Raw genomic sequence first — 20,716 nt, 5'->3', positions numbered from 1 at the left:
TTTTTTATTTTAGAATGTAAGACTTTTTTAACATATCTTTAAATTGTGAAGGAACGGATATGGCAAGTGGCAATCCGCTTTTGAACGCGCTCAATCGCGTCAGCCTGGTGGCACAAATCGCCATCGGCTTGGTTTTAGGTATTCTTGTAGGTGCATTTTCGCCGCAAGTCGGTATCAGCGCAGGACTGCTGGGCAGCCTGTTTGTCGGTGCGCTTAAGGCTATCGCGCCGATTTTGGTATTTGTTTTGGTGACTGCCGCCATTGCGCAACACCAAAAAGGCAATCAGGCCCACATCAAACCGATTTTGATTTTGTATATTTTCGGTACGTTTGCTGCGGCTGTGGTGGCAGTCATTGCCAGTATGGCATTCCCGACCACGCTGATTCTGCGTACGGCCGGCGATGTATCCGTTGCGCCGCCTTCCGGCATTGTCGAAGTGTTGAAAACGCTGCTGATGAATTTGGTGGCCAACCCGATTAACGCGCTGGCCAATGCCAACTATATCGGCATTTTGGCTTGGGCTTTGGTATTGGGCGCGGCTTTGCGCCATCACGGTTCGGATACGACCCGCCAAGTGGCCGCCGACTTGGCCGACACCGTTTCGACCGTTGTGAAATGGATTATCCGTTTTGCGCCGCTGGGTATTTTCGGCTTGGTGTCTTCTACTATTGCGGAAACCGGTTTTGAAGCGCTTGCCGGCTATATGCAGCTGTTGGCCGTATTGCTCGGCTGTATGTTGTTTATTGCGTTGGTGGTCAACCCGATTATTGTGTGGTCGCAAATCCGCAGCAATCCTTTCCCGTTGGTGTTTACCTGCCTGCGCGAAAGCGGCGTGTATGCCTTCTTTACCCGTTCTTCCGCCGCCAACATCCCTGTGAACATGGCATTGGCGAAAAAACTGGGTCTGCACGAAGACACTTACTCTATCTCCATTCCATTGGGTGCAACCATCAATATGGCCGGTGCGGCCATCACCATTACCGTTTTGGCGATGGCTGCGGCGCACACGCAAGGCATTACGGTTGACTTCGCCACTGCCCTGCTGCTGAGCCTGGTGGCAACTGTCAGCGCGTGCGGTGCATCCGGTGTGGCCGGTGGCTCATTGTTGCTGATTCCTTTGGCGTGCAGCCTGTTCGGTATCGATAACGATGTGGCCATGCAGGTGGTTGCCGTCGGCTTCATTATCGGCGTGATTCAAGACTCTGCAGAAACTGCGTTAAACTCTTCCACCGACGTTTTGTTTACTGCCGCTGCCGATTTGGGCCGTCAACGTAAAGAGTAATTTTTAAGGGCAACCTAAATCCAGCAAAGGCCGTCTGAAAAGTTTCAGACGGCCTTTGTTTTGGGCAAAGAAAAGGAAAATTTTTAGATGGTCAAGCCGATAGATTGGTTTGATCGGACTGACGGTATCCGCTGTCATCAGTTAGATTTTTCCCGTAAAATACAGTCTTGAATGTATTTGAACACCTCTTTTCAGACGGCCTGACCGTCTTATCACATTTGCAAAAACAATGATTAAAAAAATATTCTCATGGTTCGAGTCCCGCATCGACCCTTATCCCGAAGCCGCTCCGAAAACGCCAGAAAAAGGGTTGTGGCGGTTTATTTGGAGCAACATTGAAGGCGTGCGCAAATGGATTGCCGTGTTGGCTGTGTTTACGGTCGGCGTCGGCATTATGGAAGCCTTGATGTTCCAGTTTATGGGCAAGGTGGTCGACTGGCTCGGCGCTTATACGCCGCAAACGCTTTTTGTTGAAAAAGGCCATGCATTAATCGGCATGATGGCCATGGTGGCATTTTTTGCCGTTTGGACCTTTTTTGCTTCCAATGTACGCCTGCAAACCCTGCAAGGCGTGTTCCCCATGCGCCTGCGCTGGAATTTCCACCGCCTGATGCTGGGTCAGAGCCTGGGCTTTTATCAGGACGAGTTTGCCGGCCGCGTGTCCGCCAAAGTCATGCAAACCGCGCTGGCGCTGCGTGATGTGGTGATGACCGTTGCCGATATGGTTGTGTATGTGTTGGTGTACTTCATCACTTCCGGCGTGATTCTGTCCTCATTCGATGCCTGGCTTATCGTGCCGTTTATCTGCTGGATGATTGGATTCGCGATGATTATGCGTTTCCTGATTCCCAAACTCGGCAGAACCGCTGCGCGTCAGGCCGATGCGCGCTCGCTGATGACCGGCCGCATTACCGATGCCTACTCCAATATCGCCACCGTCAAACTCTTCTCCCACGGCGCACGCGAGGCCGCTTATGCCAAACAGTCGATGGAAGAGTTTATGGTAACCGTCCATGCCCAAATGCGTTTGGCAACGCTGCTGCACACCTGCAGCTTTATCGTCAACAGTTCGCTGACCGTCGGCACAACCGCCTTGGGTATTTGGCTTTGGTATCACGGCCAAGTCGGCGTGGGCGCGGTCGCCACCGCCACGGCCATGGCATTGCGTGTGAACGGTTTGTCGCAATACATCATGTGGGAATCCGCCCGATTGTTTGAAAACATCGGTACCGTCAACGACGGCATGGCCACCCTGTCCAAACCCCACACCATCCTCGATAAGCCGCAAGCCCTGCCGCTGAAAGTTACCCGGGGCGAAATCAAGTTTGAACACGTCGATTTCTCCTACGAAGCAGGCAAACCGCTCCTCAACGGCTTTAACCTGAACATCAAACCCGGCGAAAAAGTCGGCTTGATCGGCCGCAGCGGCGCAGGCAAATCCACCATCGTTAACCTGCTCCTGCGCTTTTACGAACCGCAAAGCGGCACGATTTCGATCGACGGTCAAAACGTGGACAGCGTTACCCAAGAAAGTCTGCGCGCCCAAATCGGTTTGGTAACGCAAGACACTTCTCTGCTGCACCGCTCCGTGCGCGACAACATTATCTACGGCCGCCCCGACGCCACAGACGCCGAAATGATTTCCGCCGCCGAACGCGCCGAAGCCGCCGATTTCATCCCTAACCTTTCCGACGCCAAAGGCCGGCGCGGTTATGACGCACACGTCGGCGAACGCGGCGTGAAACTTTCCGGCGGCCAGCGCCAGCGCATCGCCATCGCCCGCGTCATGCTTAAAGACGCGCCGATTCTGTTGCTTGACGAAGCCACCAGCGCGCTCGACTCCGAAGTCGAAGCCGCCATCCAAGAAAGCCTCGATAAAATGATGGAAGGCAAAACCGTGATTGCCATCGCCCACCGCCTCTCCACCATCGCCGCGATGGACCGCCTCATCGTCTTGGACAAAGGCCGCATCATTGAAGAAGGCAGCCATGCCGAGCTCCTCGAGAAACAAGGCTTGTATGCCAAACTTTGGGCGCACCAAAGCGGCGGCTTCTTGAGTGAGCATGTCGAGTGGGAAAACAATTAAACGCTTTGAAAGAAGATAACAGGCCGTCTGAAAACATTTTCAGACGGCCTTTATTCATGAAGCAAAGGGCAGGCGGGATAACTGCTTTTTCAGTTGAAACCTTAGTTTTTTTACAACCCCAGCGACCAAGCATTTTGGTGTTCGGACAAGTCTTCCAAGCGGTTTTCGTAATGGGCGAAGATTTCTTCGATAATTTCGTCTTCGTCGTCGATGACGCGGATCAGGTTCAAGTCTTCTTCCAGAATCAGGTTTCTGCCCAGCAACTGCTCGCGTATCCAGTCCAACAATCCCGCCCAAAATGCTTTGCCCACTAAGATAATCGGGCGGTCGGGCGTTTTGCCGGTTTGCACCAAGGTCAGGCTTTCAAACAATTCGTCCAACGTGCCGAAACCGCCGGGCATGACGACATATGCCACAGCGTGTTTGACGAACATGACTTTGCGAGGGAAGAAGTGTTGGAATTTAATCGACAAATCCTGATACGGATTGGCTTTTTGCTCGTGCGGCAACACGATATTCAACCCCACCGCCGGACTTGCGCCTGCAAACGCGCCTTTGTTGGCTGCTTCCATAATGCCCGACCCGCCGCCGGAAATGACGGAAAATCCGGCATCCGATAGTTTGCGGGCCAAGCGCAATGTGAACTCGTAGTCGGGATGGTTTTCGGGCGTACGCGCGCTGCCGTAAATGCTGACGGCCGGTTGAATGGCGCGCAATTCTTCGCCGGCTTCGACAAATTCGGAAATAATCTTCAATACATGATACGACTCGCGCGCCTGAATATCGCGGCGGGTTTCGTCGGGCAGCATGGGTTTGGGCAGTTTTTTGAGCAGGCTCACGGCTTTTCCTTCGTGTTTTTATGTGCCGTATTGTAACCCGAAAGGGGCGGGCCGTCTGAAAGTTGGGTTTCGGCGGCAAGTGTGCCTGCCACATTTTCAAAAGCCCGTTACAATATCTGCTTTTATTCAACTGCTCCGCCATGCTCGATATTATCCACCGCGACAGCCGCACCATTGCCGTCAACAAACCTGCCGGAATGCTGGTGCACCGAAGCTGGTTAGACAAACACGAAACCCGTTTTGCCGTGCAGACCCTGCGCGACCAAATCGGGCAGCACGTCTATCCCGTCCATCGCCTTGACCGCCCGACTTCCGGCGTCTTGCTGTTTGCACTTGATACGGAAGCCGCACGGTTATTGACGCAGCAGTTTGAAAACAAAACCATCGAAAAAACCTATTGGGCGATTGTCCGCGGCCATCTGCCTTCAGACGGCCTGATTGATTACGCCCTCAAATATATGCCCGACAAAATCGCCGAAGCGCAGACCGAAGCCACATTGCAGGAAGCGCAAACTACCTACCGCTGTCTGGCACAAACCGAGTTGCCGTTCCAATCCGCCCTGCGTTATCCGACTTCGCGTTATTCGTGGGCCGAACTCACGCCGCACACCGGCCGCAAACACCAACTCCGCCGCCATATGAAACACATTTTCCACCCCATTGTCGGCGACACCAACTACGGCGATTTGCGCCAAAACCATGCCGTTGCCGAATATATCAGCACGCAACGCCTGATGTTGCACGCGCGAAGCCTCAGTTTTCAAAGCATAGAAGACGGCAGCCGGATGACCGTACAAGCGCCGATAGACAACGACTGGCGGCTCTGGATGGAAAAATTTAAAACCGAGGCCGTCTGAAAACCCCAACCGCACATTTTCAGACGGCCCGGTCATGGAAAAAAACAGGCAAATCCCTTACAATACGCCCCTAAAATTTTGAAAGAACACAAGAATCATGGAAGCCGAAGTAATCAACCAGCTTAACAACACCCTAAACGACTTGGAGAAGCGCAGCGAAGACATCCGCGTCTATATGGACTATCAAGGCAAAAAAGACCGCCTTGAAGAAGTCGTCGGCCTCTCCGAAGACCCGGAACTCTGGAACGACCCCAAACGCGCCCAAGAAATCGGCAAAGAGCGCAAAATCCTCGAAGGCATCGTGGTGACGCTCGACAACATCGCCACAGGTATCGAAGACAACCGTATGCTGATTGAAATGGCCGTCGAAGAAAACGACGAAGAAGGTTTTGCCGCCGTGCAGGAAGATGTGGCCGGTTTGGAAAAACAAATGGCCGACCTCGAATTCAAACGAATGTTCAACCAGCCTGCCGACCCGAACAACTGCTTTATCGACATCACCGCAGGCGCGGGCGGTACCGAAGCCGAAGACTGGGCGGGCATGCTGTTCCGCATGTACAGCCGCTACGCCGAGCGCAAAGGCTTCAAAATCGAAATCCTTGAAGAAGACGACGGCGAAATCGCGGGCATCAACCGCGCCACCATCCGCGTGGAAGGTGAATACGCCTACGGCCTGCTGCGTACCGAAACCGGCGTTCACCGCTTGGTGCGCTACTCGCCGTTTGACTCGAACAACAAACGCCATACATCGTTCTCGTCCGTGTTTGTTTACCCTGAAATCGACGATTCCATCGAAATCGAAATCAACCCGGCCGATTTGCGCATCGATACCTACCGTGCATCCGGTGCCGGCGGTCAGCACATTAACAAAACCGACTCCGCCGTGCGTATTACCCACGAGCCGACAGGGATTGTGGTGCAATGTCAAAACGACCGCTCGCAACACGCCAACAAAGCCGCTGCGATGGAAATGTTGAAATCCAAACTGTACGAATTGGAAATGCGCAAACGCAACGAAGAGAAACAGGCATTGGAAGACGGCAAGTCCGATGTGGGTTGGGGCAGCCAAATCCGTTCGTACGTCTTGGACTCCTCACGTATCAAAGACTTGCGTACAGGCTACGAAGTCGGCAATACCAAAGCCGTATTGGACGGCGACTTGGACGGCTTCATCGAAGCCAGCCTGAAACAAGGCGTATAAACCGTAAGAGATAAACAGGCCGTCTGAAAGATTTCAGACGGCCTGTTTGTTAGTAACTATACCTACGACTACTGAAAAAATTAAATTGAAAAAAAATCTAAATCTATAAAATATAGAAACGGAAATAAAAGTCCGTGTATCTGAAAACTTAAGTATAGAATGGAGCAATAATGGCAAATAATCAGACAGGCAACAGTAACCCAAACTGGCCAAGCAAAACAGGTAATCCGTCAGGCGGCGGACGTGGTAACAATCCCCCGTCAGGTAGCGGAAAATCTGGTGGGGGCAAAAAATAAACAATTTCTTTAAGCCCTACTTTTTTAAGTAGGGCTTTATTTTATCTGTTATTTGTATCACATAGTTTTCAGGCAGCCTGAAACTACTCTAAAGTCTTATCAGCCTAAATGGAATACCGAACGCAGTAAATATATCCGTTTTCGGCCACATGAAAAATACAATATAGAAAATCTAAAAATTAATGGGTTTTTGAATATGTAGGGCATGACGGAGATGGCCGCGATATCTTTGTTATGTAGCTATTGAGTTCTTTTTAGATACGAATCTTAAATCTTTCTGTAAAAATATGCTTTTTAATGTTTTGCAAATGCAAAGATTGGCGGTAATATATAGTTTCTATAAAAATGATTGGTAGGTGCAATAGGCCGTCTGAAGCCTGATCCTGTCCGATATATTAGGAGAACTTATTAAATGTCCGGTCAAAAGCTGTCTTCTGCCGAGAAAACTTTCTTCGGCCATCCTTTGCAATTATCCACCCTATTCCATATTGAGCTGTGGGAGCGTTTTTCCTTCTACGGTATGCAGGGCATCCTGCTGATTTATCTGTATTACACCGCTAATCAAGGCGGTTTGGGTATGGATAAAGCCTTGGCCGGCGGCATTGTCGGCGCGTACGGCGGCAGCGTTTACCTGTCCACCATTCTCGGTGCGTGGTTGGCCGACCGCATTTGGGGTGCGGAGCGTACCCTGTTTATCGCCGGCATCGTCGTGATGACCGGCCATATTTTATTGGCGATCGTACCGGGTTTGATGGGATTGCTGCTGGGCTTGGTGTTTATTGCGCTGGGCAGCGGCGGCGTGAAATCGTCTGCCGGTTCGATGGTCGGTTCTTTGTATGAACGGGAAGACTTGCGCGAATTGCGTGATGCCGGTTTCTCTATTTTCTATATTTCCATCAATATCGGCGGCTTCTTAGGCCCGTTGTTGACCGGTATTTTGCAAGACAGGATGGGTTTCCATTACGGTTTCGGCGCGGCGGCCGTCGGCATGGCATTCGGCCTGCTGTGGTATTCGCGCGGCCGTAAAAACCTGCCGCATACGCCGGTTCCCAATCCGTTGCGTCCTGAAAAGGTGCAGACCGCCATGGCTGTCGGCGTGTTGCTGGTTTTGGTGTTGGGCAGCGTGATTGCTTCCGGCGCACTCACCCTTGAAAACTTCTCCCGCTGGCTCTTGGGCGTGGTTATCGTTACCGTCGTCGCTTATTTCGCGCGCCTGTTGGGCAGCAGCCACGTTGAAGCGGCCAATAAACGCTATATTGTGGCCTATATTCCGCTGTTTTTGACCATTTGTATGTTCTGGGCGGTTTGGTTTCAGGTGTACACCGTTGCGACGGTCTATTTTGATGAAACGGTGGACCGTACTTTCTTCGGCTTTACCGTGCCTGTTTCATGGAAAGATTCAATACAGGCCATGTGGGTGGTCCTCTTTTCCGGCGTGATGGCGGCGGTGTGGACGAAAATGGGCAAACGCCAACCTAAAACGCCGTTGAAGTTTGCACTGGCCATGTTGGTAACCGGCGTCTCTTATTTGAGTTTCATTCCGTATATTTCATCCGGAACCCCGATGCCGATTATCGTGTTTATGCTGGTGTTGCTGGCGATTACGATAGGCGAGCTGATGCTGTCGCCGATTTCGCTGTCGTTTTCTACCAAAATCGCACCGAGCATGTTTAAAACACAAATGGTTGCTTTGAATTTCTTGGCATTGTCCATCGGCTTTACCTTGGGCGGAGTGTTGTTTAAAGACTACTACAATGCTCAGTCGCCATTGGACTTCTACTGGATGCTGGCCACCATCGGCGCGGTAACCTGCGGTATCCTGTTGGTACTCGCCCCGGTATTGAACCGCATGCTCAAAGGTGTCGATTGATTTTTCCATTTAAATGGATGTGATGTACGCAGGCCGTCTGAAAATAATCTATTTCAGACGGCCTCATGTTTGATTGGGAATTGGAAAGAGGGCGGATTCGGGGCATAAATCGGATAGGCGGAGAATCCGAATGAAATGATACATGATTAAACTGAAATTAAAATTTGGAAATATTAAATACAAATAAGAATTGTTCTCATAACTTTATTGAATTTATTGAGGTTTTTTTGCTGATTTGCTGATATTTACCTTTAAATGGCTTTTGAAATTCGATAAAATGGTAATCTATTTTTAAGATTTGTCTGTCAACCAGTTAGGTACGACCATGTTGGCCAGTTACTTTCCCGTCCTCGTATTCATCCTCGTCGGCCTTGCGGCCGGCGTGCTGTTTATCCTACTCGGCACGATTTTAGGCCCGAAACGCCACTACGCCGAAAAAGACGCGCCTTACGAATGCGGTTTCGAAGCCTTTGAAAACGCAAGGATGAAGTTCGACGTGCGCTATTACCTCGTCGCCATCCTCTTCATCCTGTTTGATTTGGAGGTTGCGTTCATGTTGCCGTGGGCTGTCGTGTTCAAAGATTTGGGCGCATACGGTTTCTGGTCTATGCTGGTGTTTATCGTCGTTCTGACGGTAGGCTTTATTTACGAATGGAAAAAAGGTGCGCTGGAATGGGAATAGAAGGCGTTTTGAAAAAAGGTTTCATCACCACCAGCGCGGATACGGTGTTGAACTATATGCGTACCGGTTCATTGTGGCCGGTTACTTTCGGCTTGGCCTGCTGCGCCGTGGAAATGATGCATGCGGGTATGGCGCGTTATGACCTTGACCGTTTCGGCATCATTTTCCGTCCGTCCCCCCGTCAGGCCGACCTGATGATTGTGGCGGGTACGCTGACCAACAAAATGGCGCCCGCCCTGCGCCGCGTATACGACCAGCTCGCAGAGCCGCGCTGGGTATTGTCTATGGGCTCGTGTGCCAACGGCGGTGGCTATTATCACTATTCTTATTCTGTTGTGCGCGGTGCCGACCGCGTCGTGCCGGTAGACGTTTATGTGCCGGGTTGTCCGCCGACTGCGGAAGCCTTGATTTACGGCCTGATTCAACTCCAACAAAAAATCAAGCGCACTTCCACCATCGCGCGTGACGAGTAAGGAGAGGACGATATGGCAAGCATTCAAAACTTATACGAGACCGTCATCGGCGTGCTTGGTGATCAGGCAAGCAAAGTCATTTCAGCTTTGGGCGAGATTACCGTCGAGTGTCTGCCCGAACACTATATTTCAGTCATGACCGCATTGCGCGACCATGAAGATTTGCATTTCGAGCTTCTGGTTGACTTGTGCGGTGTCGATTACAGCACTTACAAGAACGAAGTATGGCAGGGCAAGCGCTTTGCCGTCGTCAGTCAGCTGCTTTCCGTTAAAAACAATCAACGCATCCGCGTACGCGTCTGGGTTTCAGACGACGACTTCCCCGTAGTCGAATCCGTAGTCGATATTTACAACAGCGCGGATTGGTACGAACGCGAAGCCTTCGATATGTACGGCATCATGTTCAACAACCACCCGGATTTGCGCCGCATCCTGACCGATTACGGCTTTGTCGGACATCCGTTCCGCAAAGACTTCCCGATTTCCGGCTATGTAGAAATGCGTTACGACGAAGAGCAAAAACGCGTGATTTACCAACCTGTTACCATTGAGCCGCGCGAGATCACGCCGCGTATCGTCCGTGAGGAGAACTACGGTGGCCAATAAATTAAGAAACTACACCATCAACTTCGGCCCGCAACACCCTGCGGCGCACGGCGTATTGCGTATGATTTTGGAGTTGGAGGGCGAAACCATCGTCCGTGCCGACCCGCATATCGGCCTCCTGCACCGCGGTACTGAAAAATTGGCTGAAACCAAAACCTACCTGCAAGCCCTGCCCTATATGGACCGTTTGGACTACGTTTCCATGATGGTCAATGAGCAGGCGTATTGTTTGGCAGTAGAAAAACTTGCCGGTATCGATGTACCTATCCGCGCCCAGTATATTCGCGTGATGTTTGCCGAAGTAACACGCATCCTCAATCACCTGATGGGCATCGGTTCGCACGCCTTCGACATCGGTGCGATGACCGCCATCCTTTACGCCTTCCGCGACCGCGAAGAGCTGATGGACTTGTACGAAGCCGTGTCCGGCGCGCGTATGCACGCGGCCTACTTCCGTCCTGGCGGCGTTTACCGCGACCTGCCCGACTTCATGCCCAAATACGAGAGCAGCAAATTCCGCAACGCCAAAGTATTGAAGCAGCTCAACGAATCCCGCGAAGGTACCATGCTCGACTTTATCGATGCCTTCTGCGAACGTTTCCCGAAAAACATCGACACACTCGAAACCCTCCTGACCGACAACCGTATTTGGAAACAGCGTACCGTCGGCATCGGCGTTGTCACCCCTGAGCGCGCCATGCAAAAAGGCTTTACCGGCGTGATGTTGCGCGGTTCCGGCGTGGAATGGGACGTGCGTAAGACACAGCCTTACGAAGTATACGACAAAATGGATTTCGACATCCCCGTCGGCGTCAACGGCGACTGCTACGACCGTTACCTCTGCCGTATGGAAGAAATGCGTCAATCCGTACGCATCATCAAACAATGTTCCGAGTGGTTGCGTGTCAATCCGGGTCCGGTCATTACCACCAACCACAAATTTGCTCCGCCCAAACGTACCGAAATGAAAACAGGTATGGAAGACCTGATTCACCATTTCAAACTCTTTACCGAGGGTATGCACGTTCCCGAGGGCGAGACCTACACCGCTGTCGAACATCCGAAAGGCGAGTTCGGCGTTTACATCATTTCAGACGGCGCAAACAAACCCTACCGCCTGAAAATCCGCGCACCCGGCTTCGCCCACCTGCAAGGCATGGACGAAATGGCAAAAGGCCACATGCTGGCCGACGTCGTTGCCATCATTGGTACGCAGGACATCGTATTCGGGGAGGTTGACCGATAATGTTATCCGCAGAATCCTTAAAACAAATTGACATCGAGTTGGCAAAATATCCTGCCGACCAACGCCGCTCCGCGATTATGGGCGCATTGCGTATCGCCCAAACCGAAAAAGGCTGGCTTGCTCCCGAGACCATTGCCTTTGTCGCAGACTATATCGGCATCTCGCCTGCACAAGCCTACGAAGTCGCTACTTTCTACAATATGTACGACCTTGAGCCTGTCGGCAAATACAAACTGACCGTTTGTACCAACCTGCCCTGCGCCCTGCGCGGCGGTATGGCAACCGGCGAATACCTCAAACAAAAACTCGGTATCGGCTACGGCGAAACCACACCCGACGGCAAATTTACCCTTGTCGAAGGCGAATGCATGGGTGCATGTGGCGACGCTCCGGTTATGCTGGTCAACAACCACAGCATGTGCAGCTTTATGACCGAAGAAGCGATTGACAAGAAACTTGCCGAACTGAAATAAAAGGCCGTCTGAAAACAACGGCTGCAACCGATACGAAAACGAACAGGCACACCAAAAATGGCTATTTACCAATCAGGCGTGATTTTTGACCAAGTGGATACCGCCAATCCCGATTGCTGGACATTGGACGAATACGTCAAACGTGGCGGTTATACCGCCCTGCGTAAAATCCTGTCCGAAAACATTTCGCAAACCGATGTGATTGACGAAGTCAAAACCTCCGGCTTGCGCGGTCGTGGCGGTGCAGGCTTCCCGACCGGTTTGAAATGGAGCTTTATGCCCCGTTCCTTCCCCGGCGAAAAATACGTCGTCTGCAACACCGACGAAGGCGAACCGGGTACGTTCAAAGACCGCGATATTATCATGTTCAACCCCCATGCCCTGATTGAAGGCATGATTATCGCCGGCTACGCGATGGGCGCGAAAGCGGGCTACAACTACATTCACGGCGAAATTTTCGAAGGTTATCAACGTTTTGAAGCTGCACTCGACCAAGCGCGCGCGGCGGGTTTTTTGGGTAAAAATATTTTAGGTTCGGACTTCGAATTCGAACTCTTCGCCCACCACGGCTACGGCGCATACATTTGCGGCGAAGAAACCGCATTGCTCGAATCGCTGGAAGGCAAAAAAGGCCAGCCGCGCTTCAAACCGCCGTTCCCCGCCTCGTTTGGCCTGTACGGCAAGCCGACCACCATCAACAATACCGAAACCTTCGCCTCCGTACCCTTTATCGTCCGCGACGGCGGTCAGACGTTTGCCGACAAAGGCATTCCGAACGCCGGCGGTACCAAACTGTTTTGCATCTCCGGCCACGTTGAGCGTCCGGGCAACTATGAAGTGCCGTTAGGCACGCCGTTTGCCGAAATCCTGAAAATGGCGGGAGGTATGCGCGGCGGCAAAAAACTCAAAGCCGTTATCCCCGGCGGTTCGTCCGCCCCCGTATTGCCTGCCGACATCATGATGCAGACCAATATGGACTACGACTCGATTTCCAAAGCCGGCTCCATGCTCGGTTCCGGCGCGATTATCGTGATGGACGAAGACGTGTGCATGGTCAAAGCCCTCGAACGCTTGAGCTACTTCTACTACGACGAGTCTTGCGGCCAATGCACCCCGTGCCGCGAAGGTACCGGCTGGCTCTACCGCATCGTCCACCGCATCGTAGAAGGCAAAGGCCGCATGGAAGACTTAGATTTGTTGGATTCCGTCGGCAACCAAATGGCAGGCCGCACCATCTGCGCCCTTGCCGATGCCGCTGTCTTCCCAGTCCGCAGCTTTACCAAGCATTTCCGTGATGAGTTTGTGCATTACATCGAACACGGCGGACCGATGAAACCGAATAAGTGGTGCTAAGTTTTCAGACGGCCTCTAAAAGAATTATTTATTAAATACCCGTAACTAGGAACGAACCATGTTACAAATCGAAATCGACGGCAAACAGGTATCTGTGGAGCAGGGCGCGACGGTAATTGAAGCCGCGCACAAGCTCGGTACTTATATCCCGCATTTCTGTTACCACAAAAAACTCTCCATCGCCGCCAACTGCCGTATGTGTTTGGTGGACGTGGAAAAAGCCCCCAAACCGCTGCCCGCCTGCGCTACGCCGGTAACGGACGGCATGATTGTGCGCACGCATTCGGCAAAAGCCCGTGAGGCGCAGGAAGGCGTGATGGAGTTCCTGCTCATCAACCATCCGCTTGATTGTCCGACCTGCGACCAAGGCGGCGAATGCCAGTTGCAGGATTTGGCGATGGGCTACGGTAAAACCACCAGCCGTTATACCGAAGAAAAACGTTCCGTCGTCGGCAAAGACATGGGTCCTTTGGTTTCTGCCGAGGAAATGAGCCGTTGTATCCACTGTACCCGTTGCGTTCGTTTCACTGAAGAAATCGCCGGCGTGCAAGAAATCGCTATGGCCAACCGCGGCGAACACTCCGAAATCATGCCTTTTATCGGCAAAGCAGTGGAAACCGAATTGTCAGGCAACGTCATCGATTTGTGTCCTGTCGGCGCATTGACCAGCAAACCGTTCCGCTTCAACGCGCGTACTTGGGAATTGAACCGCCGCAAATCCGTTTCCGCCCATGACGCTTTGGGCAGCAACCTGATTGTGCAGACCAAAGACCATACCGTCCGCCGCGTGTTGCCGTTGGAAAACGAAGCCATCAACGAATGCTGGCTGTCCGACCGCGACCGTTTCGCCTACGAAGGCCTGTATCACGAAAGCCGTCTGAAAAACCCGAAAATCAAACAGGGCGGCGAGTGGATGGACGTGGATTGGAAAACCGCGTTGGAATATGTCCGCAGCGCGATTGAATGTATCGCCAAAGACGGTAACCAAAACCAAGTCGGCATTTGGGCCAATCCGATGAATACGGTTGAAGAGCTGTATCTGGCCAAAAAACTTGCCGACGGCTTGGGTGTTAAAAACTTTGCAACCCGTTTGCGCCAACAAGACAAACGTCTTTCAGACGGCTTTAAAGGTGCGCAATGGTTGGGGCAAAGCATCGAATCTTTGGCTGACAACGATGCCGTATTGGTAGTCGGTGCGAACTTGCGCAAAGAACAGCCGCTCCTGACCGCCCGCCTGCGCCGCGCCGCCAAAGACCGTATGGCCTTGAGCGTATTGGCCAGCAGTAAAGAAGAATTGTTTATGCCGCTTCTGTCTCAAGAAGCCGTACATCCCGACGAGTGGGCAGGCCGTCTGAAAAACCTGTCTGCCAATGCGGAACACGCCGTTACCGCCAGCCTGAAAAACGCTGAAAAAGCAGCGGTGATTTTGGGTGCGGAAGTGCAAAACCATTCTGATTACGCCGCCATTTATGCCGCCGCGCAAGAGCTGGCAGACGCAACCGGCGCGGTGCTGGGTATTTTGCCGCAAGCCGCCAACAGCGTTGGTGCGGATGTCTTGGGCGTGAACTCCGGCGAGAGCGTTGCCGAAATGGCAAATGCGCCGAAACAGGCAGTCTTGCTACTCAACATCGAGCCTGAAATCGATACGGTTGACGGTGCAAAAGCCGTAGCCGCGTTGAAACAGGCGAAAAGCGTGATGGCGTTTACACCGTTTGTCAGCGAAACGCTGCTGGATGTGTGCGACGTATTGTTGCCAATTGCGCCGTTTACTGAAACCTCAGGCAGCTTCATCAATATGGAAGGCCGTCTGCAATCCTTCCATGGCGTGGTACAAGGCTTCGGCGATTCGCGTCCGATGTGGAAAGTATTGCGCGTATTGGGCAACCTGTTTGACCTGAAAGGTTTTGAATACCATGATACCGCTGCGATTCTGAAAGATGCGCTGGATGCAGAAAGTCTGCCGTCCAAACTGGACAACCGCAGCACATGGACAGGGGAGGGCGTTCAGACGGCCTCAGACCGCCTCGTCCGTGTCGGCGGCGTCGGTATTTATCATACTGATTCTATCGTGCGCCGTTCCGCACCGTTGCAAGAAACCAGCCATGCCGCCGTGCCTGCCGCGCGTGTAAATCCGAACACATTGGCACGCTTGGGCCTGCAAGACGGACAAACCGCTGTTGCCAAACAAAACGGCGCAAGCGTATCGGTTGCCGTCAAAGCCGATGCCGGTTTGCCTGAAAACGTGGTGCATCTGCCGCTGCATACCGAAAATGCCGCGCTGGGTGCGTTGATGGACACTATTGAACTGGCGGGAGCTTGATCATGCAAGAATGGTTCCAAAACCTCTTTGCCGCAACGCTCGGTCTGGGCGATTTGGGTATCACCGTAGGCTTGGTGGTATCCGTCATCGTCAAAATCGTGATTATCCTGATTCCGCTGATTCTGACCGTTGCCTACCTGACATATTTCGAACGTAAAGTCATCGGCTTTATGCAGCTTCGCGTCGGCCCGAACGTAACCGGCCCGTGGGGTCTGATTCAGCCGTTTGCCGACGTGTTCAAACTCTTGTTTAAAGAGGTAACCCGTCCGAAGCTGTCAAACAAAGCCTTGTTCTACATCGGCCCGATTATGTCGCTCGCCCCGTCTTTTGCGGCTTGGGCGGTGATTCCGTTCAACAAAGAATGGGTGCTGACCAATATCAATATCGGTCTTTTGTACATCCTGATGATTACTTCGCTGTCGGTTTACGGCGTGATCATTGCGGGCTGGGCTTCCAACTCCAAATATTCGTTCTTGGGTGCAATGCGTGCTTCCGCGCAAAGCATTTCCTACGAGATTGCCATGAGTGCCGCGCTGGTGTGCGTTGTGATGGTATCGGGCAGCATGAACTTCTCCGACATCGTTGCCGCACAAGCCAAAGGTATTGCCGGCGGTTCAGTATTCTCGTGGAACTGGCTGCCGCTCTTCCCCATCTTCATCGTCTATCTGATTTCCGCCGTTGCTGAAACCAACCGCGCGCCGTTTGACGTGGCAGAGGGTGAATCTGAAATCGTTGCCGGCCACCACGTTGAATACTCCGGCTTCGCATTCGCGCTATTCTTCCTTGCCGAATACATTTTCATGATCCTGATTGCCGCGCTGACATCGCTGATGTTCCTCGGCGGCTGGTTGTCTCCGTTCCCGCAAAGCTGGGGCTTTATCGGTACGCCTTCCGCATTCTGGATGTTCGTGAAAATGGCGGCAGTGTTGTACTGGTACCTGTGGATCCGTGCAACTTTCCCACGCTACCGTTACGACCAAATCATGCGTTTGGGCTGGAAAGTGCTGATTCCGATTGGCTTCACCTACATCGTGATTTTGGGCGTGTGGATGATTTCACCGCTGAATTTGTGGAAATAGGGCAGGGAGGCCGTCTGAAAGTTTTCAGGTAGCCTGAACCCCAAATTTTTAACCGTTTCAAACCGAGAGAAACCGATGAAAGCTCAATGCCTGTGCGGCGCAGTATCACTGGAAACCGCCGAAAACCGCGAACTCCACGCCTGCCATTGCGGGAAATGCCGCACATGGGGCAGCGGCGCGTCTTTTACTTTGGCCGCCCGGTCGCCCGAAATCACAGGCAGCGAGCACATCGCGCATTATCAGTCGTCCGAATGGGCGCAACGCTGTTTTTGCAAACACTGCGGCACACACCTGTTTGTGCAGGTTGGCAACGATTATTACATCAACGCCGGGCTGTTTGCCGACAACGCGGGCTTTGAAACTACCTCACAAATCTTTATTGATTGCAAAGCTCCGTATTATGACTTGGCCAACGATACCCCGAAGCTGACCGAAGCCGAGTTTTTAGAAATGGTGGGCGCGGCAGGTTAAAAAAACCGCTTTCAGACGGCCTGTAAACAGAACAATCCGAAAAGAGCATCCGAAAATGGCTAACTTAGTAAAAACCTTTCTGCTTGGCGAATTGGTAAAAGGCTTGGGCGTAACGCTCAAAAACTTTTTTGCCCGCAAAGACACAATTTATTTCCCCGAAGAGAAAACGCCGCAATCCGTGCGTTTCCGCGGCCTGCACGCGCAACGCCGTTATCCGAACGGCGAAGAGCGCTGTATTGCGTGTAAATTGTGTGAGGCAGTTTGTCCGGCAATGGCGATTAACATCGAATCGGAAGAACGCGAAGACGGCACCCGCCGCACCAAGCGTTACGACATCGACCTGACCAAGTGCATCTTCTGCGGTTTCTGCGAAGAGGCCTGCCCGACCGATGCGATTGTGGAAACCCATATTTTTGAATATCACGGCGAGAAAAAAGGCGACTTGCACATGACCAAGCCGATTCTTTTGGCCATTGGCGACAAATACGAACCCGAAATCGCCAAACGCAAAGCCGCTGACGCGCCGTATCGTTAAGGAGCAGACGAATGACTTTTTCCGCGATTCTGTTCTATATCCTTGCCGCCATCGTTTTGTACGGTGCGGTTCGTACCGTTACTGCTAAAAACCCCGTGCATGCCGCTTTGCATCTGGTGCTGACCTTCTGCGTGAGCGCGATGATTTGGATGCTGATGCAGGCCGAATTCTTGGGCGTGACGCTGGTGGTGGTTTACGTCGGCGCCGTGATGGTGTTGTTCCTGTTCGTCGTGATGATGCTGAATATCGACATCGAAGCCATGCGCGCCGGTTTCTGGCGTCATGCGCCGGTTGCCGGCGTGGTCGGCACATTGTTGGCGGTTGCTCTGATCCTGATTTTGGTCAACCCGAAAACCGACCTTGCCGCATTTGGTCTGATGAAAGACATTCCGGCCGATTACAACAATATCCGTGATTTGGGCAGCCGTATTTATACTGACTACCTGTTGCCGTTTGAGTTGGCGGCGGTATTGCTGCTGTTGGGTATGGTGGCCGCGATTGCGCTGGTTCACCGCAAAACTTTCAATCCGAAACGTATGGACCCTGCAGACCAAGTTAAAGTACGCGCCGATCAAGGCCGTATGCGCTTGGTGAAAATGGAAGCGGTCAAACCGCAAGTCGAATCTGCCGAAGAAAGCGAAGTTTCAGACGGCCTCAAGCCGGAAGGGGAGGGCAAAGCATGATTACCTTGACGCATTATTTGGTATTGGGTGCGCTCCTGTTCGGTATCAGCGCAATGGGTATCTTTATGAACCGCAAAAACGTGCTGGTATTGCTGATGTCCATCGAGCTGATGCTCTTGGCGGTGAACTTCAACTTTATCGCTTTCTCCCAATATTTGGGCGATACTGCCGGACAGATTTTCGTATTCTTCGTACTGACCGTTGCCGCTGCTGAATCTGCCATCGGTTTGGCAATTATGGTGCTGGTGTACCGTAACAGAAAAACAATCAACGTTGCCGATTTGGATGAGTTGAAAGGGTAATCATGAACGACATGACTTTATATTTGGTAATTGCCCTTGTGCCTTTGGCAGGCTCGCTGATTGCGGGTTTGTTCGGTAACAAAATCGGACGTGCCGGCGCGCATACCGTAACAATACTTGGTGTGGCGGTGTCTGCCGTGCTGTCGGCTTATGTGCTGTGGGGATTCCTCAATGGCAGCCGTACCAAGTTTGACGAGAACGTTTATACCTGGCTGACAATGGGCGGCTTGGATTTCTCCGTCGGCTTCTTGGTCGATACGATGACGGCGATGATGATGGTCGTAGTAACCGGCGTGTCGTTGATGGTGCATATCTATACCATCGGCTATATGCACGATGAAAAAGTCGGCTACCAACGCTTCTTCAGCTATATTTCTTTGTTTACTTTCAGCATGTTGATGCTGATTATGAGCAACAACTTCATCCAGCTCTTCTTTGGCTGGGAGGCTGTGGGTTTGGTGTCGTACCTTTTGATTGGTTTCTATTTCAAACGTCCGAGCGCAACATTTGCCAACCTGAAAGCCTTTTTGATTAACCGTGTCGGCGACTTCGGCTTTTTGCTCGGTATCGGCTTGGTGCTTGCCTATTTCGGTGGCAGCCTGCGCTATCAAGATGTATTCGCTTATCTGCCTAATGTTCAGACGGCCACCATCCAGCTTTTCCCCGGTGTGGAATGGTCTTTGATTACCGTAACCTGTTTGCTGTTGTTTGTGGGCGCGATGGGTAAATCGGCTCAGTTCCCGCTGCACGTCTGGCTGCCCGATTCGATGGAAGGCCCGACGCCGATTTCCGCATTGATTCACGCCGCAACCATGGTTACTGCCGGTCTGTTCATGGTATCGCGTATGTCGCCGATTTATGAGATGAGCAGCACTGCGCTGTCTGTCATTATGGTAATCGGTGCGATTACTGCCCTGTTTATGGGTTTCTTGGGCGTGATTCAAAACGACATCAAACGTGTGGTTGCGTATTCTACCTTGTCGCAACTGGGCTATATGACCGTGGCTCTGGGCGCGTCTGCCTATTCCGTGGCGATGTTCCATGTGATGACCCACGCTTTCTTTAAAGCCTTGTTGTTTTTGGCGGCGGGTAGCGCAATTATCGGTATGCACCATGACCAAGATATGCGCCACATGGGCAATCTGAAAAAATACATGCCGATTACTTGGCTGACCATGCTGATCGGTAACTTGTCGCTGATTGGTACGCCGTTCTTCTCCGGCTTCTACTCCAAAGATTCGATTATCGAAGCAGCGAAATACAGCACCCTGCCGGGCAGCGGATTTGCCTATTTCGCCGTCCTTGCCAGCGTTTTTGTTACCGCGTTTTACGCGTTCCGCCAATACTTTATGGTATTCCACGGCGAAGAAAAATGGCGCAGCCTGCCTGAACATCATGACGATCATCATGGTGAAGAGCATCACGGCTTGGGCAAAAACGACAATCCGCACGAAAGCCCGCTGGTTGTTACTCTGCCTTTGATTTTGCTTGCCATTCCGTCCATCATCATCGGCTATGTTGCCATCGAGCCTATGCTTTACGGCGATTTCTTCAAAGACGTGATTTTCGTTAATGCCGACGCGCATCCGACCATGCACATCATGAAGGAAGAGTTCCACGGCGCATTGGCAATGGTGTCGCACAGCCTGCATTCGCCTGTACTCTACCTTGCTATCGCAGGCGTGTTGAGCGCATGGCTCTTGTACGTCAAACTGCCGCACCTGCCTGCGAAAATTGCACAGGCGTTCCGTCCGATTTACGTTTTGTTTGAAAACAAATACTACCTCGACGCCCTGTATTTCAATGTTTTCGCCAAAGGCACGCGCGCATTGGGTACTTTCTTTTGGAAAGTCGGCGATACCGCCATTATCGACAACGGCATCGTCAATGGCTCTGCCAAACTGGTCGGTGCGATTGCCGCGCAGGTACGCAAAGTCCAAACCGGCTTCATCTATACCTATGCCGCCGCTATGGTATTCGGCGTATTGGTACTGCTCGGCATGACCTTCTGGGGATTGTTCCGATAAAAGCGGGATTTCAGACGGCCTGTCTATAGTTTGT

Annotated in this window: 19 protein-coding genes; 18 read left to right on the top strand and 1 reads right to left on the bottom strand. The window is 52.1% G+C overall.

Annotated elements, in window-relative coordinates:
• Nucleotides 1–59 precede the first annotated feature (59 nt).
• Both sstT and BBP27_RS08630 read left to right on the top strand, forming a co-directional pair.
• Complete coding sequence (gene sstT, locus BBP27_RS08635; protein ID WP_188211353.1) at nt 60–1,283, top strand: serine/threonine transporter SstT; 1,224 nt, start codon at nt 60–62, stop codon at nt 1,281–1,283.
• A 229-nt stretch (nt 1,284–1,512) separates the two neighbouring features.
• Nucleotides 1,513–3,369 carry an ABC transporter ATP-binding protein gene (locus BBP27_RS08630; protein WP_188211354.1) on the top strand — a complete coding sequence of 619 codons (1,857 nt, stop codon included), beginning with the start codon at nt 1,513–1,515 and terminating at the stop codon, nt 3,367–3,369.
• Between the two features lie 110 nt (nt 3,370–3,479).
• On the opposite strand, the gene BBP27_RS08625 is transcribed toward BBP27_RS08630, so the two are convergent.
• Nucleotides 3,480–4,208: an LOG family protein gene (locus BBP27_RS08625; protein ID WP_188211355.1), complete on the bottom strand. Its 729-nt coding sequence runs from the start codon at nt 4,206–4,208 to the stop codon at nt 3,480–3,482.
• 140 nt (nt 4,209–4,348) lie between these two features.
• On the opposite strand from BBP27_RS08625, the gene truC reads away from it, so the two are divergent.
• The 16 genes from truC (at nt 4,349) to nuoL (ending at nt 20,682) form a co-directional block, all read left to right on the top strand.
• On the top strand, nt 4,349–5,065 hold the full coding sequence (truC, locus tag BBP27_RS08620) for a tRNA pseudouridine(65) synthase TruC (RefSeq protein WP_188211356.1): 717 nt from the start codon (nt 4,349–4,351) through the stop codon (nt 5,063–5,065).
• 97 nt (nt 5,066–5,162) lie between these two features.
• Nucleotides 5,163–6,266 (top strand): peptide chain release factor 2, encoded by a 1,104-nt coding sequence (gene prfB / locus BBP27_RS08615; RefSeq protein ID WP_188211357.1) that lies wholly within the window; start codon nt 5,163–5,165, stop codon nt 6,264–6,266.
• Between the two features lie 708 nt (nt 6,267–6,974).
• The gene (locus tag BBP27_RS08610) at nt 6,975–8,432 is read left to right on the top strand and encodes an oligopeptide:H+ symporter (protein WP_188211358.1); all 1,458 of its coding nucleotides are present in this window, start codon (nt 6,975–6,977) and stop codon (nt 8,430–8,432) included.
• Between the two features lie 325 nt (nt 8,433–8,757).
• Nucleotides 8,758–9,114 (top strand): NADH-quinone oxidoreductase subunit A, encoded by a 357-nt coding sequence (locus tag BBP27_RS08605; RefSeq protein ID WP_003708115.1) that lies wholly within the window; start codon nt 8,758–8,760, stop codon nt 9,112–9,114.
• Nucleotides 9,105–9,587: a NuoB/complex I 20 kDa subunit family protein gene (locus tag BBP27_RS08600; RefSeq protein ID WP_002215610.1), complete on the top strand. Its 483-nt coding sequence runs from the start codon at nt 9,105–9,107 to the stop codon at nt 9,585–9,587. Before BBP27_RS08605 ends, BBP27_RS08600 begins: the two co-directional genes overlap by 10 nt.
• A gap of 12 nt (nt 9,588–9,599) precedes the next feature.
• Nucleotides 9,600–10,193 carry an NADH-quinone oxidoreductase subunit C gene (locus BBP27_RS08595; RefSeq protein WP_188211758.1) on the top strand — a complete coding sequence of 198 codons (594 nt, stop codon included), beginning with the start codon at nt 9,600–9,602 and terminating at the stop codon, nt 10,191–10,193.
• Nucleotides 10,183–11,439, top strand: coding sequence for an NADH dehydrogenase (quinone) subunit D (gene nuoD / locus BBP27_RS08590; protein WP_049332998.1), 1,257 nt, complete (start codon nt 10,183–10,185; stop codon nt 11,437–11,439). The genes BBP27_RS08595 and nuoD overlap by 11 nt, the downstream gene beginning before the upstream one ends.
• Nucleotides 11,439–11,912, top strand: coding sequence for an NADH-quinone oxidoreductase subunit NuoE (gene nuoE / locus BBP27_RS08585; RefSeq protein WP_049332996.1), 474 nt, complete (start codon nt 11,439–11,441; stop codon nt 11,910–11,912). The genes nuoD and nuoE overlap by 1 nt, the downstream gene beginning before the upstream one ends.
• 57 nt (nt 11,913–11,969) lie before the next feature.
• Nucleotides 11,970–13,265: an NADH-quinone oxidoreductase subunit NuoF gene (gene nuoF, locus BBP27_RS08580; protein ID WP_188211757.1), complete on the top strand. Its 1,296-nt coding sequence runs from the start codon at nt 11,970–11,972 to the stop codon at nt 13,263–13,265.
• Between the two features lie 58 nt (nt 13,266–13,323).
• Nucleotides 13,324–15,585, top strand: coding sequence for an NADH-quinone oxidoreductase subunit NuoG (gene nuoG, locus BBP27_RS08575; protein WP_188211756.1), 2,262 nt, complete (start codon nt 13,324–13,326; stop codon nt 15,583–15,585).
• A 2-nt stretch (nt 15,586–15,587) separates the two neighbouring features.
• Complete coding sequence (gene nuoH / locus BBP27_RS08570; protein ID WP_188211755.1) at nt 15,588–16,664, top strand: NADH-quinone oxidoreductase subunit NuoH; 1,077 nt, start codon at nt 15,588–15,590, stop codon at nt 16,662–16,664.
• Between the two features lie 75 nt (nt 16,665–16,739).
• Nucleotides 16,740–17,135, top strand: coding sequence for a GFA family protein (locus tag BBP27_RS08565; RefSeq protein ID WP_003676990.1), 396 nt, complete (start codon nt 16,740–16,742; stop codon nt 17,133–17,135).
• A 55-nt stretch (nt 17,136–17,190) separates the two neighbouring features.
• The gene (nuoI, locus tag BBP27_RS08560; protein ID WP_070837200.1) at nt 17,191–17,670 is read left to right on the top strand and encodes an NADH-quinone oxidoreductase subunit NuoI; all 480 of its coding nucleotides are present in this window, start codon (nt 17,191–17,193) and stop codon (nt 17,668–17,670) included.
• An 11-nt stretch (nt 17,671–17,681) separates the two neighbouring features.
• Nucleotides 17,682–18,353, top strand: coding sequence for an NADH-quinone oxidoreductase subunit J (locus BBP27_RS08555; protein ID WP_003747879.1), 672 nt, complete (start codon nt 17,682–17,684; stop codon nt 18,351–18,353).
• Nucleotides 18,350–18,655 (top strand): NADH-quinone oxidoreductase subunit NuoK, encoded by a 306-nt coding sequence (nuoK, locus tag BBP27_RS08550; protein ID WP_003747881.1) that lies wholly within the window; start codon nt 18,350–18,352, stop codon nt 18,653–18,655. Before BBP27_RS08555 ends, nuoK begins: the two co-directional genes overlap by 4 nt.
• A 2-nt stretch (nt 18,656–18,657) precedes the next feature.
• Nucleotides 18,658–20,682 (top strand): NADH-quinone oxidoreductase subunit L, encoded by a 2,025-nt coding sequence (gene nuoL / locus BBP27_RS08545; protein ID WP_188211754.1) that lies wholly within the window; start codon nt 18,658–18,660, stop codon nt 20,680–20,682.
• Nucleotides 20,683–20,716 lie beyond the last annotated feature (34 nt).

This window comes from Neisseria sp. RH3002v2g (assembly GCF_014596425.2).
GTDB lineage: Bacteria > Pseudomonadota > Gammaproteobacteria > Burkholderiales > Neisseriaceae > Neisseria.
This window is presented reverse-complemented; position numbering and strand designations above follow the sequence as displayed.

Excerpts from the sequence above, each read along its gene's own strand:
- truC (WP_188211356.1), top strand. The coding sequence starts at position 4,349 with ATGCTCGATATTATCCACCGCGACAGCCGCACCATTGCCGTCAACAAA.
- BBP27_RS08605 (WP_003708115.1), top strand. The coding sequence starts at position 8,758 with ATGTTGGCCAGTTACTTTCCCGTCCTCGTATTCATCCTCGTCGGCCTT.
- BBP27_RS08565 (WP_003676990.1), top strand. The coding sequence starts at position 16,740 with ATGAAAGCTCAATGCCTGTGCGGCGCAGTATCACTGGAAACCGCCGAA.
- prfB (WP_188211357.1), top strand. The coding sequence starts at position 5,163 with ATGGAAGCCGAAGTAATCAACCAGCTTAACAACACCCTAAACGACTTG.
- nuoE (WP_049332996.1), top strand. The coding sequence starts at position 11,439 with ATGTTATCCGCAGAATCCTTAAAACAAATTGACATCGAGTTGGCAAAA.
- BBP27_RS08600 (WP_002215610.1), top strand. The coding sequence starts at position 9,105 with ATGGGAATAGAAGGCGTTTTGAAAAAAGGTTTCATCACCACCAGCGCG.
- sstT (WP_188211353.1), top strand. The coding sequence starts at position 60 with ATGGCAAGTGGCAATCCGCTTTTGAACGCGCTCAATCGCGTCAGCCTG.
- BBP27_RS08595 (WP_188211758.1), top strand. The coding sequence starts at position 9,600 with ATGGCAAGCATTCAAAACTTATACGAGACCGTCATCGGCGTGCTTGGT.
- nuoF (WP_188211757.1), top strand. The coding sequence starts at position 11,970 with ATGGCTATTTACCAATCAGGCGTGATTTTTGACCAAGTGGATACCGCC.
- nuoH (WP_188211755.1), top strand. The coding sequence starts at position 15,588 with ATGCAAGAATGGTTCCAAAACCTCTTTGCCGCAACGCTCGGTCTGGGC.
- BBP27_RS08630 (WP_188211354.1), top strand. The coding sequence starts at position 1,513 with ATGATTAAAAAAATATTCTCATGGTTCGAGTCCCGCATCGACCCTTAT.
- nuoG (WP_188211756.1), top strand. The coding sequence starts at position 13,324 with ATGTTACAAATCGAAATCGACGGCAAACAGGTATCTGTGGAGCAGGGC.
- nuoI (WP_070837200.1), top strand. The coding sequence starts at position 17,191 with ATGGCTAACTTAGTAAAAACCTTTCTGCTTGGCGAATTGGTAAAAGGC.
- nuoK (WP_003747881.1), top strand. The coding sequence starts at position 18,350 with ATGATTACCTTGACGCATTATTTGGTATTGGGTGCGCTCCTGTTCGGT.
- BBP27_RS08610 (WP_188211358.1), top strand. The coding sequence starts at position 6,975 with ATGTCCGGTCAAAAGCTGTCTTCTGCCGAGAAAACTTTCTTCGGCCAT.
- BBP27_RS08555 (WP_003747879.1), top strand. The coding sequence starts at position 17,682 with ATGACTTTTTCCGCGATTCTGTTCTATATCCTTGCCGCCATCGTTTTG.
- nuoL (WP_188211754.1), top strand. The coding sequence starts at position 18,658 with ATGAACGACATGACTTTATATTTGGTAATTGCCCTTGTGCCTTTGGCA.